This is a genomic window from Ruegeria sp. CF8 (assembly GCF_056537285.1).
In genome coordinates this window covers 1-16,056 of record NZ_JBQFRG010000017.1, presented here as the reverse complement: position 1 = coordinate 16,056, position 16,056 = coordinate 1, and the positions used below count along the sequence as shown (strand labels likewise).

Below are 16,056 nucleotides of genomic sequence, written 5' to 3'. Positions count from 1 at the left end.
TACGGCGCTTCCTGCGGCCTGACGGGCCTCCATCGCAACACCAACAGACGTGATGGAGATCCAGCTGTAGGGCGCGAGACTGGTCGACATCGGCCCAATCCGGACATTGATGACCTGAACTCAATGCTGCGGCGCGGCCCGCCAAACCGGACCTTCGCCGCAGCTGATAGATGGGTTGTCCCCGAGGCCAAGGATCGTAGATTTTCCGACAGATGGCCAGCTAGGCTTAAGAGATCATGGTATAGTCAAAGGCCGGTGTCGTAACTCGTCAGCCTGAAGCTGCTCGGGACGACCAACTCTCCCATGGCTGCGAATTCGTCGGACCAGCTTTGCGCTTGGGCGTTCAGCGTCTCCATGTCGGGACGGCTGGTCCAATAATTCACACACAGCCATGTGCCGTCGTCACCTTGACCGACCGTACGATAGAGAAGCGTGTCGTTCTGGTTCATCTTCTGCGTGATCGCCTCAAAGAACGCGCGCACTTCGGCTGGGTCGGCGCCCTCGGCTTGTTCGAACAATACAATCTCGACGTGTTTGGGAACCCGCAGATCATCCGCGCCGACCTTCTGTGTCATGCCGCCCTCCAATCGTTTCAGCGGCATTTGCAAAGCGGTAGGCCTGTCATCAGGCTGCGCCAGGGGAAGCCCGTTCACCGGACGCGCGCCAAAGTAGAGATGCCCGGCCGAAACATGGAGCACTTCGTACTCAGTCGTTGGCGCGTTCGCGGCAACACCCATCACCGAGCATCCTGTTTGGAAAATGTCGTGTTCAACCCCAACGGACCATTCCACGCTTCCACAAGTATTGGATTCTGCCGAATTCAGGAACGCGGCGAAGCCTTCCATCTGTGGCGTGACAGTCAGGTAGTCATTGACGACCAGATCCACCTCCCGCGCGCCAGGGGCGACATCGGAAACCCCAAGAACGGTCACGTCACCACCGAATTTCAACTCAAGCAGGGGCGCGGAACAGGAGGGGTCGGCAAAGGTCGTAAAGTGGGCATTGATGCGGCCCGGACCAAAAACAATGGACCGCTTCAAGTACCAGGGCGCAATCCCGTCCTGACCCGCTTGCGGGCGCAGTTCGCAAGCGATGCTCTCCCACGTTCCGCTAAGATCAATGTCACTTTGCTGCGCCAGGATCGGCGTCGCCACCAAGCCGGCCGCAATCACCTTTAGAAAGAGCTGTACGTGATTCATGAGTATGTCCTCTGCTGCAGTGTTCTACAGTAAGGCTGGCTGATGGAGTGACGTGAATCCAATTGATGGTTATAAAGATTGCATGAATGAAAGTGATAATAATCTGGCAGGCCTGGACCTGAACCTCATCACCACTCTGCATGCGCTTCTCGACCGCCAATCTGTATCTGAGGCGGCGGACGCCGTTGGTCGCACACAATCGGCAATGTCGCATAGCCTGTCACGCCTGCGAGCGCACTTCCGCGATCCAATTCTGGTGCGCGAGGGTTGGTCAATGCGGCTCACGCCGTTTGCCACAGAGTTGCAACCACGCGTGACCGCTGCCGCGCAAGCCGCTAAATTAATGTTCGCAACCACTTTCGCATTCGACCCATCCACAACCACACGCCGCATTCGCATCGCGGCCCCTGATTTATGCACAGCGCTCTTTACCGGTTTTATCCGCGCTCTGTCGGACCAAGCGCCGCAGGCGTCGGTCGAGTTCATCCAAGGCGGTGCGGCCCGGCAAGCCGTATTGAGATCAGAGGCGGATATCGGTTTGGGCTTTGGCCTCCCGAAATCTGACCCCAATCTCGTGCTGCATCGGATTGCCCCTTTACAGTGGTGTACCTTTGCGCCCAAATCTCATGACTATTGTGCCGATCCCACCGTGACGAAGTGGAGCAGATCGAGGCATATTCTTGTGGGCCAAGGCAGCGCACAGGAGGGACCCGTTGAGAAGGCGCTTAGAAAACACAAGCTCAACCGCCAAGTCGCAGGCTACGCGCCAAACTTTTCTGCAGCCCTGATGCTGGCCGCTGAAACCGGCGCCGTTTTCACCACGCTGCGCGCCCCGTTCGAGAAAACGGGTAAGCGCCTCGGCATGACGGCTATGCCTGTTCCGTTTGAGATGCCGGATGCTCCTGCGACGCTGATGTTCCGCGCCGACTACGGCGACCCATTCCTGATCTGGCTGAGAGAGATGTGCCTCGACGTATTGGACTGAACCAAAACCGTTTGGAAGCTGGACCTGTTAAAGTCCAGCGAGACTTTCTAGCATACGGCGTGAAGTGTCAGCGTGGGCGTCGGCATCATAGGCAAAGCCGGTGCTGGGATCATCGCCGACGAAGGGAAGCGTAAAGGCATGGGCGACTCCATCGTAGGTGACAATTTGGAACGGGACTTCTGCAGTCTCCAGCTCAGCGCACAGTGCCGCGACAGCCTCGGGATCCCCCAAAGGATCGGCGGTGCCCTGCAGTAGCGTAACCGACGATTGAAATGGTTCGGCACTGTTGGGTTCGGTGTTCTCGATCACCGACCACATGGCAGCGATATGACCAACATTCGTACCGGTGCGACCGAGTTCCAGTGCCGCGAGGCCGCCAACACTCGAGCCCAGAACCAGTGTTCGGTTCGGTGTACCACCCTCAGCCATCAAGGCTGCGAAGGCCGACTGCATCGTGGCGCGCAGCGCGCCAACGTCTTCCCGCAGCGCAAAGGCAAATGCGTTCGCCTCTTCAACACCGTCAGGACGACGGCCCGCGCCATAGAGGTCAGCGACAAGAACCAGCGCACCTTGCGTCGCGAAATCTCGTGCAAGAGCAAGCTGGTTCTCTCCGGGCCCCAGGAAATCATGGGCAATGAGAACGGATATCCCGGTCAAATCGCCTGATGCGTCTGGTCGAACCAGAGTGCCTTCAAAAACGTGGCCATTGGCCTGGTATTCTAGGGGTGTTTCTTCGATTGCCATGGCGTTTTGGGCCCCTGAAAGCAGAACGATACCTGTCACAAAAAGTGCTGTGATTGTCTTGAGCATTGTGTTCTCCGGGTTGGCCGAGGATGCACAGCACCCCCGGCCCTGTAAGGGTCAGCGTGTTATGTAGCCGCCGTTGATCCAGACGGTTTGGCCGTTCACCCACTGCGAGTCAGGACCCGCCAGGAAAGCGACGACGGGTATGATGTCTTCGATCACGCCGAGGCGCTGTTCGGTCGACAGGCGCGCGGCGTAGGCCGCGGATTGCTCGGTCTCTTGACCATGGAAGAACGGCGTATCGACCGGACCAGGCGCAAAGGAGTTCACCGTAATCCGCTTTGGCCCCAGTTCCTTGGCGAGCATGCGGGTGTACTCTTCCACTGGCGCCTTGGTGCCAGAATAGATCGTGTAGCCTGGGGCAGCGCCAGCCAACAGGGACGTGCCCGTGTTGATGATGCGCCCGCCGTCGCGCATGCGTGTCGACGCTTCGCGCAGGCTGTAAAACAAGGCGCGGTTGTTGATGGCATCGAGCCGTTCGAACTCGTCATCGGTGAATTCGGCCAGCGGCTTCTTGATGATGGCCCCAGCATGATTGAGCACGATATCGACTCCGCCAAACGTCGTCTCGGCCGTGTCATACATGGCGCGCACATTCTCAACTTGCCCGAGATCGCCCATCGTCAAGGCCGCGCGCGCGCCTTGCGCCTCAACCAAGCGGGCGGTTTCTTCGGCCTGATCGCGGGTCTCGGCGCGGTGGTAGTGCACCACCACATCCGCGCCCATCTCGGCCAGTTTGACTGAGAAAGCGCGGCCCATATTGTTGCGAGCACCTGAGACGATGGCCACTTTGCCAGTGAGCGGTTTTACACCTGCCGTTTGCGCCTGTGCTTGTGTTGCCGCCGCACCGGCAAGAGCGGCGACACCCAGCCGGGTCAGGACGGACCGGCGGGACATGGAAAGGGTTTCATTCGTCATGGTCTTCTCTCCTGTTTTGGGTAGTTAAAGTTTGAAGCCGCCATCGATTTTGATGGTGGCGCCTGTGATGAACCCGGCCTTGGGTTCACACAAAAATCCGATCACGCCGCTGACATCCTCGGGCAGACCAACGCGGCCAAGCGCTGTGCTGCCCGCGATGTAGTCGCGCGCACCGGGGATGATCTCGTCAAAGAGCTTGGCGTTGAAATCGTCGTCCAGCCCGCCGGGCGCCACCGCATTCACGGTGATCTGCCGGGGTCCGAGGATTTGCGCCCAATAGAGCGTCATGGCTTGCAACGCGGCCTTGAGCGGCCCGTAAGAGATCAGAGGTGGGAATACACCATTGGCAAGGCCCGAACTGAGATTTACGATACGCCCCCCATCCGACATCTGCGGGACAAGCGCCTTCGTTAGCAACACAACGCTTTTGAAGTTGGTGGTGTAGATCGCGTCGAGGTCATCGCCGGTGATTTGGTCAAACCCACCGATCCGAAGCGTGCCCGCGTTGTTGATCAGAATGTCGAGCCCCGCTGCGCCCCAAGACGCCAGCCTCTCTTGCACCTGTGCCGCCAAAGTAGCGGCGGCCCCGTCTTGCGAGAAGTCGGCCTCGAAAGCGACCGCCCTCTGTCCAAGAGCTTCTAGCTCGGAAATAACCTGAGCAGCAGCACCCGCCTGACTGTGGAAGGTCAGGATGACATCCGCGCCCTTGGACGCCAGCTCCAATGCCGTCAGCCGCCCGATATTGCGGCTGCCCCCCGTCACAAGGGCGGTTTTTCCTTCAAGTACCTTTTCCATCACGGCGCCTCCTTGATGCGTTGAAGGCAACCTAAGTGAACGTTTTTCCCACCATCAGTCGTGGAATTGACAACTTGATGTGGACAAAACTACAACATGCAGCATGAAGAAGGCCGCCGAAGTCGCATTCCTAAAAGCCGTGGAACTCGGGTCTGTTCGTGCCGCGGCGCGCGCCTTGGGGCAGGATCCCTCAGGCATCTCGCGCCGCATCACCCAGTTGGAGCAAAGGCTTGGCACCCAGCTTGTAGACCGGAGCGGCAACGCGACCCGGGCGACCGCGCAAGGTCAGGTCTATTACGAGCGGCTGTCCTCCATCATCGATCTGTTGGAGGCCCTCGACGCGGAAGTCAGCGGCGAAAACCTCACTCCAAGCGGCCTTCTGCGCGTCACCTGCGGCATTGATTTCGGGCAGGAGTTCGTGACGGATTGGCTGCTGGAATTCCGGCAGATGTACCCCGGCGTCGACTACGACCTCATCCTCGCCAGTGGCTATGTCGACATGAACCAGAATGCGATTGATGTGGCGCTGCGCGTAGGAGAGCTTCCAGATTCCAGCCTGGTTGCGCGCAAACTGGCCGATGTTCCCCGCGTGCTTGTCGCCTCGCCCGACTATCTAAAACGTAAGGGAACCCCGGAGCGCCCCGAGGACCTGACGCAGCACGACTTCATCTTCTTTTCCCCGACCAATCGTCAGCAACCATTGGAGTTATTCGACCCAAGTGGCGCGTCCGTAAGAGTTCAGCGCTCGGGCGGCATCGCCATCAACGCGGTTCGTTCAGCGGTCAAGGCTGTTGCCGAGGGACAAGGCATCCACGTCGGCCCACTCTGGGCCTTCGCGCCAAAGATTGCGAGCGGCGCCATCGTCACTGTGTTGCCAGAATACTCTCAAAAACTGCTCCCTCTTTATGCAGTACGCCAACCCTCCGTCATCATACCTGCGCGCATTTCTAGCTTCGTTGACCATGTAAGCGACAAGGTCCGCTCGGTCGACGGACTTCTGCCAGTTTCCAATGCGATGTGACAAGCGGCCCCAAGCCGCCGTCTAGCTCTGGTACCTACCGCTGCAGATGCAGCCCGCTTAGCAGACATTCGCCGTGCGAACTGCTCTGGACCTAGGCGTAAATTGGCTGTTTGACGTGATCTTAAGGCCAATTGTCTCCCTCATGATCAGTTTTGCGACTGTATTCCCGATTTCCTCACGGATGGGGTCGGCTTCGATTATCTCTTCCTCATGCCAAGCAACATTCAGTTGCGAGGCAAAAAATGGATCAAAGAAAAGGAAAGAGAAATGGCAAATCCACGCCCTACGAACGGCCCATCAACCACAGGAAACAAATCTGGTTCTGGCCGCGGAAACAATCCGCCTAAGGGGAAATAGTAGCCTCTAGCCAGCCGCGCGCAGCACGCACAAAGGCTTCTAAAAAAGGCTCGCCTACGACAGTTACTGAAAGAAATGATTGGGATGGTGGTTGCGCCGCCATCCCCTTATCGAGGTGCAAAGTGTATTATTCAAAAGACAAGGAGTTGAACAAGGTGATTGCAAAAGAAGTGAAGTCTGGGGCGCGTTATGTCTCTGGAAAAAAACACTCAAAGCTATTCCTGGCTGGTGGTGGATTACTGGTTTTCTCACGAACACCGAGTGATCGGCGAGCGTTTCGGAACGTGAAGGCAGAGCTGTCCAGGCTGCACCGCCAACAGGCTGAGGTGTGACCATGCTCGACACTCTGCCGAAAGCTCAACTTCCAACTTCACATTCCGCACTCCTTTATGCTGTGTCGCTATTCGGCTCACCGAAATGGCAGCACTCCGAACGCCGCCGTTATGCAAATTTTGAGATGCGATTGGAGGGAGGGGCTGACCGAACGCTCGAGTTGCTTGATTTGCTAAGGCAGGCGTTGGGTCTGGAGCAATCATCAACCCTATGGGGCGATGTTGTTGAGCAAGCTTTGAGACTTGGGCTGTCTCTGGATGCGTTAGAGCTCCACACGCGGACATATTCGGTAAATCCGCAGCAGGCACTTTGGGTGCTTCTTGCGTTCGACGTTATGCCTGCCCTTGGCAGAACGTGGGGCTTCTGGTGTCAGGATGAAGCGCTTTTACCTCGCATGCCTGAAGAAGGCCTTTGGTTTTTGCCCCATCAAGACACTGCGAACTCAAATCGTTTGATCCTGCCGGTCGAAGCAATTCTGAGTTGGTGGCTGAAGCAAGTGGAAGGACCTCTCGATCAGCTTTGGGGAGAGTACGATGAAGAAAGGAGACGGACCCTTGACAACTGGAAGTCAGGCCGAACGACGCCAGCGATTTCCAGGATCATGGAGTGGTTTAATGACGATCATAAGTTTTCATATAAGAGTTCAGACGAAGCTCATCTGTCGACACCGCAGCTTCGCTCGTTGTTGCTTTGGGCGCGTGCACTCGAGCAAAGCTACAAGGATCTCGTTGGATTTTTGACGCCAGGTGTTCAGCCGAACGACGCGGATCCTATGCGCAACAAGGCGCTGCAATTGATCGAGCTTTTTAGGTGGAGCCACGAGGCTACTGTCGCGACAGACCCAGCCAACCCGCCATCGGCCGATCAGGCTTTTGCTAAGGCTCTACCATTCTGGATAAAGGAAGGCCCGTTTCGTGTGATTACACCAGACGGGTCCGGAAGGCTACTGGCCACAGAGCAGGTAGCCGATTTCCTGAGTGGAATAATAAGTTCTGTACCGTGCGACGATACGCTCCCCGATGTTTTTCGAGATCTAAAGCTAAGGTCGCCGGCGATAATGACATTCAACGGAAGCTTGGTAGAACAGCGACAAAGGATTCAGGAAGCCATCGATCACTGCATTAAAATCCAGAAAAGCAATGAACCCGATCGCCAATACCGTGTCGCAGCACACTTGGCAAAGCTTCGAAAATTGCCCGGCATTGCCGAGTTTGAACCGGACCTCGCCTATCTTAGCGCCCTTAACGAAATTTCGTCAGGAAATTTTGACGGCGCGTGCGAACACGCTGAAAAGGCTCTCGAACTCTGTCTGGCACGGTCCATCGGCCCACTGAAACTGGATATCGCTAAGCTCAACTTCTCACTTGCGGTTGCTCAGGAAGCGTTCAGCCGTCGCAGTGCGGAACGCAGTTTTCGATTACTTTGCAAGTCAGTTGAACCTGAAGTAGCTGCTCGCTGGAAGCTCGGTGAAGGCCCGATCGATTACTCTATGCGCTTAGCGGCGGCCGATCACGCGGCTTGGTTCTGGGAGAACATTGTTCGCCCTTATGAAGGGGTGGAAATCGAAGCGCCGCTTCAACAAGAATCTGACATCATTAGGTCATACGCTGGTTTGCTTCTCTCCAGTGCGTCAGAGTTGGAGTTACGCGGTTTCATCAAGCACTTTCGCGGCAAGCTTAAGCGCAAGCTAAGAGATGTGCGTGGTGACACGTTCTTCACTGTGACATCAAAGATGGTGCCGGATCTTGTGCGTGCAATGAGGCAAATGCCGACCTATTCCGGAATCCACAAAGATCCGGTCGAACTTGCTAACTCGATGGCCGAAACGCATTTGAAGCTAGTAAGCTTGCTGCCCACGGATGTTCTGAATGCGCGGGACTATTTGAAACAGACTGCGCTGATGCTGGCGGCCGAGCGAAAAGATGTAGACATGGTAAACGCCCTCATTGATCGCCATGTGGATATTGATGCGCGTGACGCACTTGGTCGGACAGCATTGCATTCAGCCGCCAAGGTTGGAGCCGATCGATGTTTTGAAGCTCTTCTTGTTGCTGGCGCGAACCCAACTCTCCAAACTTACACCGGCAAGACGCCAGCCATTTTTGCCGCCGAATTCGGTCGTGCCACGATCTTCCAGATGAGATTGGCATACACGGCATATCAAATGGGCAAAAGCGAGCTAGAGGAAGCGCACAAACTGGCGCAGGACTCTGCGAAGCATTTCAAGGCAAAGCGCAAGGCATATGCCATTCAGGGATATGAAATTGCGGGACGGAAGGGCTTTCAGAGGATTGTTGAGCTTACGTTGAAGGTTCTGGACGGGTGACCTCTTGGAATTTGGGTTGCGAGTCGGCCCATTGCGGACCTAAAGCTTGGCATCCGATGTTGCAACGCAGCGTCGTCAAAGCAGACCTAGATGAGTGTGATCGGGTTGGGCTTTCGAATTTTTATGAGAAACAGCATTAACTCTGCAATCTTGCGCAACTACGCAGTCGATCATCGTTTTTTCGGAATAGAGACCTGAAAGCGCTCGATGGACTGAAACCAATCTTGCTCCTAAACTAACGCTGAAAAGACATTTCATGGAGGAAGTGATGGGCGTCTTATTCGATGATCGATACTGGGCTAACGTCACAAATTCCATGATGGAGTTACGACCAGTCCGGACTCAGCCCCTTCCTATCGGAGACGCAACAGCTCTTTTGGAGATCTGCTGTAGATCCCTTTCGGACCTCGTTGAAGACAAGGATTTCAATAGCGATCTGAATGCAGCACTATCTGCAGATACTACCGTTGCCATGCCATTCGACCAATTCCTTGATGAATTTGAGCGAATGGAAAAAGCAATTGCAATGCAGTCAGGCGTAAACGACAGCGCTGCGGCAGACTTGGGGCGATCTGTGAGAGATGTTCAAAGACAACTGGCAAATAAAAACACTGCCAGAGAGATTCTGGCTGATACTGAAGAAAAAATTCGATACTCGCAGAAGATGGCATGTGCAGCATTTCACGGCGAAGTAGACGCCATGGAAACACGTAATGAACGTTCGATTTGGCAAAGAACCTGGAGTGCGACCAAAGGTGTGTCGGTAGTTTCATTCAATGCTTCAGCCGGTGCTGGAGCTATGGCATATCTACCCGTCGTTGGGGACTTGGTTGTAGGCGCGGCGGTAGGAAAGTCCATCGAGTCTGGCGCTGGCATGGTTGGAGATGCTTGGCGGGGATATTGGTAGCCCCGGCCCAATGCGGACCTCCACCACCCGGTCGAGATGCTGCGGCGCGGCCCGTTGAACCGGCCATTCGCTGCGACCGCAAATCTCAACACAAGCGAACTCACAGAACGCGGACAAAGCAGAACTTTGACCCATTACTACGAATAGCTGGTATGCGCACTAAGCGTTTGCTGAAAGAGCCCGCTGGGGCGCTAAACCGCCCCTTTCTTTGTCCCCCAAAAGTTTAATCCAGCCTCAAAGAAGCCGTCGGTAATTTGATAGTAATGACCGAATGATCTCTATGAACACCTTTTCGTCTTAATTTTGACAGCCTAGCTAACGATCTCTGCCACAACGTCGTATGCACTGCGGGCCGCTACATGCATGTAGCCCCATTCACCATCCCATCGCTGGTTGTATGCTTCTCCTGCGAAGTGAACGCGTCCATCGATTGAGGCCCCCAGCGTTCTTGGGGATCCACTTCCAAAATAAGAATAGGTGCCTCCTTGAAACGGGCTATTGCTCCAGTTTTGGAGCACGTGACTTTGGTAAGTCCGCGATGCTGCGCCATCGTACAAAAGGTCCAACTGATCTAATGCTGCTTGAACCAACGTGCGTTCATCCAGTTGCGCATAGGGCGTTGCGAGTTCACCATGTGCAAAAAGGCCAAGGATGTTTTGACGTGTCGGCTTATCAAGCGAGACGTTGTAGAACATAAACTCCGACTCAGGTGTCTCGTACCCATGATCAAACAGCACCATGTCGGGATAGAAACGCTCGTTCATCCGCATGAACAGCTTGAACCCATCCGGCATGATAACCTGATTAAGGACGCGCTTTTTCTTGCGTGGCAGGTCTGGAGTGAACGCAATATCCCCGCGTTTGAGAACATTGACTGGGACGGTGACAATCACGTGGCGCGCCCTGACCGTTGACCCATCAGCAAAGCCAATGCGCACAAAGGCCTCGCTGTAATCTACCGTCTTTGCCTGGGCGTTCAGAGTGATTTTGTCACGAATGCCGCGCGCCATATACCAATCAAAGAAGTCGAACCAAGTCGTATCAATAAAACGTTGCTCGCCACGCCATTCGTGCGCGTAACGGTCAGCTTGATGCAGATTTTTACCATCCCACAGGTGGCATGTCATAGGACGCCATTCTCGTGTTGATTGTGAAGCGGTTTTGGTCTGCGAGAGCGTGTTCAAGATGTCAGCCGACGTGTGAACCCATTCGCCTCCGAGATCGAGCGGGAAATCGGCGAAAGTTGTGTCCTTCTTTGCCCGCCCGCCGTGGATGCTCGCGGCTTCAAAAACTCGAAAATTTAGTCCAGCTTCTTTCAGCAAGAAACCTGCAGTTAGCCCCGCCGCGCCAGCGCCAAGGATCGCCACGTCCAGAACGCCCGGTTCATTGCTGTTTTGTGCACCAATGCTCCCAGAACCGAGGGCAAGCATTGCGGGGCTTACTCCCAACAAGGCAGCGATTTTTCTTCTGGTATAAGTTGTGGACATGTCGGCTAACCTGGCATCTTTTTCGTGTTATCGGAGAAGTCCTGCATGCGGCTTTATTCAAATTTCAAAGCAAGTTCGGGCGTTTGTGGGAGTGCCTGACATGCCAAAACCTGACCTCCAGCAATGTCATCGTCTGACAGAGCCATACGTGCGCCCATCTTTGCATCGCCCAAAAAAAGCTTTGCACGGCATGCCCCGCAGACACCGGATTGACAGCTGTATGGCGGGGATATCCCGGCATTGAGCGATGCTTCCAACACCGTTTGCCCAGCTTCAACCGGCACCGTGTGGGTATAGCCTGAAAGCTCGATGTGCGCGATTGCCGGTATGCCTTCGACACTGGATGGAGTGCTGTCAGCGCCGCCATAGCTTTCGGAATGAATGCGTGCCTCCGGCACATCAAGTGATGTGAGCCCTTGCACGACAGCCTCGTTCATCCCGCCCGGTCCGCACATGTAGTACTGTGCATCCTGCGCATAGGGGGGAAGCTCCCCGATGAAATCTGCAATTGCACCTGCATCGATCCTGCCGCGTCGCCAGTGTTCGAAGCTGGACCACATTGATGGGCTGGACAGGATATGGCGCACGGCGAGCCGCCCAGAGAAGTCATGTGCGAGCGCGTCAAGCGTGTCGCGAAACAGAATACTGTCTGCATTTTGGTTCCCATAAAGGAGACGCACATCAGACCAAGGCTCTGCCAACAGTACGGACTGCAGCATTGCAAAGATTGGCGTGATCCCACTGCCCGCAGCAAAAAAGTAATGCGTGCGCCGCAGGTCTTGTTCTGGCGTCAAACAAAACTGTCCAAACGGCTGCATCACGTCCACCTTATCGCCAGCACTCAAAGCGTCGTTGATGTAATTGCTTACGAGGCCACCCCGAACCCTTTTGACCGTGAACTGAAGAGGCTGGGGGGTATACGGGGAATTTGAGATTGAATAGCTGCGCCGAACCTCTTTCCCATCCAAAGTGAAGCGCAGCGACAGATGCTGCCCTGGTCGCCATTTGAATTGGTCAGACAGGTCTTGTGGCACATCAAAAACAACCGTTTTTGCGGAACCGCCAATCTCGTCACGCGTGCCAAGAACAGTCAATTCATGAAATCCGCCGGTCATACCGCGCCATCCATGTAGCTTTTGACTACAATCTGATGCTCCAGAACCGGACGTTCGCCTGCAGATGCAGGTCCGACCTCAAAATAGGGGCTTTGCAGCGACTTTTGCTGCTGCTCGCAAGCGTAGATATCTTCTTTGGAAAAATCGCCGGAAGCCATCGGATCGTCCTCACCGTTAGCATTATGCGCTTCGTATTTTCCGCGCAGGCCAAAGCTGTTCCAGAATCCTGACGAGCGTATGCTTTGCTTGGTGAATTCCCAAGAGGATGCGTTTGCAACGCGGGTTCTTGTTTCAATGCGCGTCAAATCTGGCGCGATCGGCTCAATTACAAACGTAGACCATGCGTCCTCTGATGCGCCGATCCCGATGCCCGGAAATAGCATTGGCACCCACGCTCCGGAATAGTCTTCCGGTATCACGCGAGGCATCGTCAGTTTCTTTTCTTGGTCTTCAGCAAAACTTGCAACGGGCGGCTCCCAGAACACGAAGTGCGGACCAACAAAGCCGTATTCAGCCTTGGCGTGATCATACATTTGCAAAGTGTTCGAGTGCAGATGGCTCAGATGGTAGACGTCGATGTAATTCTCCACGACGATCTTCCAGTTGGCCCTCACTTGATAGCTGGTGCGCGCCTCAGGATATTCAATCAGCCGTTCGGGCTCGTGCGGGCCAAGCTTGTCGTCGACTTCGCCGAACCAGGTCATAATAGACCCGGCCTCAGGATTGGGATGCACCCAGAGCATCCCTTTCCAGATATCAACAGCAGCAGGCTTTAGCCCCAAACAGGACTTGTCCACTTCACCAAACTCTTTGTCCTCTTTGGGGACCGAAACAAGGTTCCCTTCCAGATCGTAGGTCCAGTCGTGGTACGGGCAGGTTAACGCCTTTTCCGTTTTTCCAACGGCCCGGATCAATTGTGTGCCGCGATGACGGCAGATGTTGTGAAAAGCACGCAGGCGTCTGTCGCGCCCCATCACGATGAAGATGCTGTTTAGGCCAGCTTGCACCGTGATGTAGTGCCCGGGCTCCGGGACATCTTCCATGAAACCGGCGTAAGCCCAAGTCTTTGAGAAGATGTCGGACTGTTCCCGGTCGAACCAGTCTTGGCTTGTGTAGGCCTCCACGGGGAGGTGGTGGAACATTGAGGCGGAAGACGCTGTTGTCATTGCAGGGCCGGTACAAAGTCAGAGATCAGAAGGACGACACCGAACACGACCCAGGTCACCTGAATGAGCCAAAACAGCACCGGGTCATCATCCCGTGCGATGTCGGAGATCAGAAAGGCATGGCCCGAGTAGAAGTTCGGGATCACCCAATAGAGAAACAGCAAACCCCAAACCGTAGAGATGCCTAGAAACGTGGCCACCATAAGGATGGCAAAGGCCGCGTAATTAACGATCTGCATGGTGGTCATTGTATTTGAGTCTCACTGTCCTTTTGGAGCTTTTGCGGGCAATCGTTCAAAGATTTAAGGTCTTCCGCCTGGCATCGCCGCATCCCGCAAAACTCTTTGGCTCAAAGCCTTGCGGAACGCACTGTCATCGGTCAGTCGGTGAACGTGTATGACCCTAAGTCACACATATCGATATCGAAGTCCTCAACTTCAGACCCATCGTCAAAGATGCCGCGCAAGTCATAGACACATGTTGTTTGCCCATCAGCAATCACAACATCGATCTCGTACCCGGGAGCTAGATACCCGCCGCGCATCAGGTTGGCTTCCCAGGAATCCGAAGTTGATTTGCTCACATTGAATTCCACTAAATCAGCAGAGCTGTCGTTGAAGATCGTAAAGGTCAGGTTTTCGGCTTGTGCAGTTGTTGAAAGCGTCAAAAGGGCTGCGCAGAGAGCAGTACGAGTTGATTTCAGCATTGTTTCCTCATTTTTCGGTGGCTTGCGCCTAACAAATCCCAGAGCAGCGGTACTTCATGCAGTTGGTTGCGAAGGTGCCGTTGCTTCAGCGTCTACTTTATTCGCAGGCCAGCTATCGATCTTGGCCAGCAAGACGGTCAATTCTGGAGAATGAAGGCGTGAGGAGATTGAAATCTGGCCAAATTTGGCCAAAGTGCGCTCTAGAGTTTCACTGTTCTGCGGATTTTTATTGATGCCTCTTCGATTTGGCCCCTTTCAACTCGACACATCAGCCAAATTGCTGACGCAGGACGGCGTGCCGGTTCCGATCAAACCGCGCCCGCTTGCTTTGCTGTCGTTCCTGGCGCGCGAGCCTGGGAAAGTGACTTCCAAGGATGAGGTCATCGCAGAGGTTTGGAGGGGGCGCGTTGTCTCAGACACTGCCGTTTCTTCTGCCGTGCGTGACATTCGGCGAGCCTTGGAAAAGGCCGGATACCAAGAGGACGTGGTCAAAACTCACTACGGCTACGGGTTCGAATTTATAGCTGAAGTTTCAGAAGCAACGGCAACACCAATTCCGAGTATCGCACCGCGCGCTTATCCTCGCACCTTGGCAGTCATGCCAATGCTGCTGATGTCTGACGACGCGTCTTTGAAGAACCACGCGGATGGATTTGTAGATGACGTGATCTTGCAACTGACAAAGTTTCGCAGTCTTCGAGTTCTGGCCCGAAAATCGACCTTTGCTTCCCAAGCAAAAGATCAATCTATTGGAGAGATCGCGCAGCAACTGGGGGCGGACTACGTGCTCGAAGGGAGCCTACGCGAAATTGGCGCAAATGTTCGCATGAACCTGAACTTGATAGCAGCATCCGATCAAACGCAGATTTGGGCTGAGAGCGTGGATTTTGAACGCATCTCCTTCCTCAATGGTGACACCAAAGCTGTTGATACGGTTGTCGGAGCGGTACCCAAAGTGCTCAACGATCATGAGCTGCAAATGGCAAGACCGCTGCGCATCGAACAGCTTGATCCTTGGCAGTGTTTCCTGCGGGGTTCTGAACGCCTTGAGACTTTCCTGCCAGAGCATCAGACAGAAGCCATCGCCCTGTTCGAAAGGGCAATTGAACTTGATTCATCCTTTGCAGACCCACATGCGTCACTGGCCTATGCACTCTGCGTGATGAACCAAAACCTTGAAGATAATGTGGGAGGAGATCGCCATAGCCCTATGCGATTGAGGTCTCTTGAAGAAGCGAAAAAAGCCACAGTTCTCGATGCAAATATGGATTTTGCCTGGGTGGCGTTGGCGCGTGTAAACTACGCGTTGGGACATTTAGACGAAGCAATTGCATCCGCAGAACGGGCCGTAGAAATTAATCCAAACCTAGGGTTGGCCTACAACTGGCTTGGTCTGTCGTATCTTGTGCAAGGCGCACCAAATCGTGCCATTAAAGCATTTGATCAAGCGCTCACAGTCGCGCCCAATGCAGCCTATTGCTGGCTTGGCGAGGCTGGGCGTTCAATGGCAGAGCTTTCCCTTGGTCACTACCAAGACGCTGTAGAGTGGTCGCGACGGGCGCAAAGGCAGCCCAAGGCAACTTATGTTGCTTACCTGGGAGAGATTTGTGCTCAGGCTCATCTGGGCCAGGAAGACGAGGCGTCGCAGGCTGTAAAGCGGGTCCGGCAAATCAATCGGGACTTCGGTTTGCGCTTGGTTCGACATGATTTTCCGTTGACTAGTTTGGAATTCGAAAGCTGCTTGGTGGGAGGATTGCAACGCGCCGGCGTTGTTTAGTTCAACGAATTGAACTGATCTTCTCCCGACTATTCAGAATTCCAGTTTCAGCTGTTGAACATACGCATTGAATGTTCGCAATGGTGACTGCGAACGCAGGAACCCGGCAAATCTGCAACATTTTCAACGTCTGCTTCGTGTTGGTTTGCTGTTGTTTGCG

The 16,056-nt window shown here is 54.7% G+C and carries 14 protein-coding genes; 5 read left to right on the top strand and 9 right to left on the bottom strand.

The genetic code is table 11. From position 1 onward, the window contains the following. Window positions 1–245 precede the first annotated feature (245 nt). Window positions 246–1,199: a hypothetical protein gene (locus tag ACR0EV_RS23635; RefSeq protein ID WP_480802349.1), complete on the bottom strand. Its 954-nt coding sequence runs from the start codon at window positions 1,197–1,199 to the stop codon at window positions 246–248. Between the two features lie 82 nt (window positions 1,200–1,281). Between ACR0EV_RS23635 and ACR0EV_RS23630 the strand changes: the two genes are divergently transcribed. Further along, entirely contained in the window at window positions 1,282–2,184 is a 903-nt protein-coding gene (locus ACR0EV_RS23630; protein ID WP_480802348.1) for a LysR family transcriptional regulator, read from the top strand. Between the two features lie 27 nt (window positions 2,185–2,211). Here ACR0EV_RS23630 and ACR0EV_RS23625 read toward each other — a convergent pair whose 3' ends face one another. Genes ACR0EV_RS23625 through ACR0EV_RS23615 form a run of 3 tightly spaced genes read right to left on the bottom strand, consistent with a single transcriptional unit; the run spans window position 2,212 to window position 4,701 of the window. Continuing rightward, window positions 2,212–2,994: a dienelactone hydrolase family protein gene (locus ACR0EV_RS23625; protein ID WP_480802347.1), complete on the bottom strand. Its 783-nt coding sequence runs from the start codon at window positions 2,992–2,994 to the stop codon at window positions 2,212–2,214. A gap of 51 nt (window positions 2,995–3,045) precedes the next feature. Continuing rightward, a complete protein-coding gene (locus ACR0EV_RS23620; protein ID WP_480802346.1) occupies window positions 3,046–3,906 on the bottom strand; it encodes an SDR family oxidoreductase in 861 nt (286 codons plus the stop codon). A 24-nt stretch (window positions 3,907–3,930) separates the two neighbouring features. After that, window positions 3,931–4,701 (bottom strand): SDR family NAD(P)-dependent oxidoreductase, encoded by a 771-nt coding sequence (locus tag ACR0EV_RS23615; RefSeq protein WP_480802345.1) that lies wholly within the window; start codon window positions 4,699–4,701, stop codon window positions 3,931–3,933. 103 nt (window positions 4,702–4,804) lie between these two features. Between ACR0EV_RS23615 and ACR0EV_RS23610 the strand changes: the two genes are divergently transcribed. The 3 genes from ACR0EV_RS23610 (at window position 4,805) to ACR0EV_RS23600 (ending at window position 9,645) form a co-directional block, all read left to right on the top strand. After that, window positions 4,805–5,722: a LysR family transcriptional regulator gene (locus tag ACR0EV_RS23610; protein WP_480802344.1), complete on the top strand. Its 918-nt coding sequence runs from the start codon at window positions 4,805–4,807 to the stop codon at window positions 5,720–5,722. Window positions 5,723–6,413: 691 nt separating this feature from the next. Next, a complete protein-coding gene (locus ACR0EV_RS23605; protein WP_480802343.1) occupies window positions 6,414–8,738 on the top strand; it encodes an ankyrin repeat domain-containing protein in 2,325 nt (774 codons plus the stop codon). Between the two features lie 256 nt (window positions 8,739–8,994). After that, a complete protein-coding gene (locus ACR0EV_RS23600; RefSeq protein WP_480802342.1) occupies window positions 8,995–9,645 on the top strand; it encodes a hypothetical protein in 651 nt (216 codons plus the stop codon). 311 nt (window positions 9,646–9,956) lie between these two features. Here ACR0EV_RS23600 and ACR0EV_RS23595 read toward each other — a convergent pair whose 3' ends face one another. The 5 genes from ACR0EV_RS23595 to ACR0EV_RS23575 all read right to left on the bottom strand — a co-directional run bounded on the left by ACR0EV_RS23595 (window position 9,957) and on the right by ACR0EV_RS23575 (window position 14,119). Next, window positions 9,957–11,132 (bottom strand): flavin monoamine oxidase family protein, encoded by a 1,176-nt coding sequence (locus ACR0EV_RS23595; protein ID WP_480802341.1) that lies wholly within the window; start codon window positions 11,130–11,132, stop codon window positions 9,957–9,959. A gap of 53 nt (window positions 11,133–11,185) precedes the next feature. After that, window positions 11,186–12,247 (bottom strand): 2Fe-2S iron-sulfur cluster-binding protein, encoded by a 1,062-nt coding sequence (locus tag ACR0EV_RS23590; protein ID WP_480802340.1) that lies wholly within the window; start codon window positions 12,245–12,247, stop codon window positions 11,186–11,188. Then, window positions 12,244–13,413, bottom strand: a complete 1,170-nt coding sequence (locus tag ACR0EV_RS23585) for an SRPBCC family protein (RefSeq protein WP_480802339.1) — start codon at window positions 13,411–13,413, stop codon at window positions 12,244–12,246. The genes ACR0EV_RS23590 and ACR0EV_RS23585 overlap by 4 nt, the downstream gene beginning before the upstream one ends. Continuing rightward, complete coding sequence (locus ACR0EV_RS23580; RefSeq protein WP_480802338.1) at window positions 13,410–13,661, bottom strand: hypothetical protein; 252 nt, start codon at window positions 13,659–13,661, stop codon at window positions 13,410–13,412. Before ACR0EV_RS23580 ends, ACR0EV_RS23585 begins: the two co-directional genes overlap by 4 nt. 131 nt (window positions 13,662–13,792) lie before the next feature. Next, the gene (locus ACR0EV_RS23575; RefSeq protein WP_480802337.1) at window positions 13,793–14,119 is read right to left on the bottom strand and encodes a hypothetical protein; all 327 of its coding nucleotides are present in this window, start codon (window positions 14,117–14,119) and stop codon (window positions 13,793–13,795) included. Window positions 14,120–14,312: 193 nt separating this feature from the next. Between ACR0EV_RS23575 and ACR0EV_RS23570 the strand changes: the two genes are divergently transcribed. Next, entirely contained in the window at window positions 14,313–15,896 is a 1,584-nt protein-coding gene (locus tag ACR0EV_RS23570; RefSeq protein ID WP_480802371.1) for a winged helix-turn-helix domain-containing tetratricopeptide repeat protein, read from the top strand. Window positions 15,897–16,056: the final 160 nt, after the last annotated feature.

Excerpts from the sequence above, each read along its gene's own strand:
- ACR0EV_RS23580 (WP_480802338.1), bottom strand. The coding sequence starts at position 13,661 with ATGACCACCATGCAGATCGTTAATTACGCGGCCTTTGCCATCCTTATG.
- ACR0EV_RS23635 (WP_480802349.1), bottom strand. The coding sequence starts at position 1,199 with ATGAATCACGTACAGCTCTTTCTAAAGGTGATTGCGGCCGGCTTGGTG.
- ACR0EV_RS23630 (WP_480802348.1), top strand. The coding sequence starts at position 1,282 with ATGAATGAAAGTGATAATAATCTGGCAGGCCTGGACCTGAACCTCATC.
- ACR0EV_RS23610 (WP_480802344.1), top strand. The coding sequence starts at position 4,805 with ATGAAGAAGGCCGCCGAAGTCGCATTCCTAAAAGCCGTGGAACTCGGG.
- ACR0EV_RS23575 (WP_480802337.1), bottom strand. The coding sequence starts at position 14,119 with ATGCTGAAATCAACTCGTACTGCTCTCTGCGCAGCCCTTTTGACGCTT.
- ACR0EV_RS23600 (WP_480802342.1), top strand. The coding sequence starts at position 8,995 with ATGGAGGAAGTGATGGGCGTCTTATTCGATGATCGATACTGGGCTAAC.
- ACR0EV_RS23615 (WP_480802345.1), bottom strand. The coding sequence starts at position 4,701 with ATGGAAAAGGTACTTGAAGGAAAAACCGCCCTTGTGACGGGGGGCAGC.
- ACR0EV_RS23595 (WP_480802341.1), bottom strand. The coding sequence starts at position 11,132 with ATGTCCACAACTTATACCAGAAGAAAAATCGCTGCCTTGTTGGGAGTA.
- ACR0EV_RS23590 (WP_480802340.1), bottom strand. The coding sequence starts at position 12,247 with ATGACCGGCGGATTTCATGAATTGACTGTTCTTGGCACGCGTGACGAG.
- ACR0EV_RS23585 (WP_480802339.1), bottom strand. The coding sequence starts at position 13,413 with ATGACAACAGCGTCTTCCGCCTCAATGTTCCACCACCTCCCCGTGGAG.
- ACR0EV_RS23625 (WP_480802347.1), bottom strand. The coding sequence starts at position 2,994 with ATGCTCAAGACAATCACAGCACTTTTTGTGACAGGTATCGTTCTGCTT.
- ACR0EV_RS23605 (WP_480802343.1), top strand. The coding sequence starts at position 6,414 with ATGCTCGACACTCTGCCGAAAGCTCAACTTCCAACTTCACATTCCGCA.
- ACR0EV_RS23620 (WP_480802346.1), bottom strand. The coding sequence starts at position 3,906 with ATGACGAATGAAACCCTTTCCATGTCCCGCCGGTCCGTCCTGACCCGG.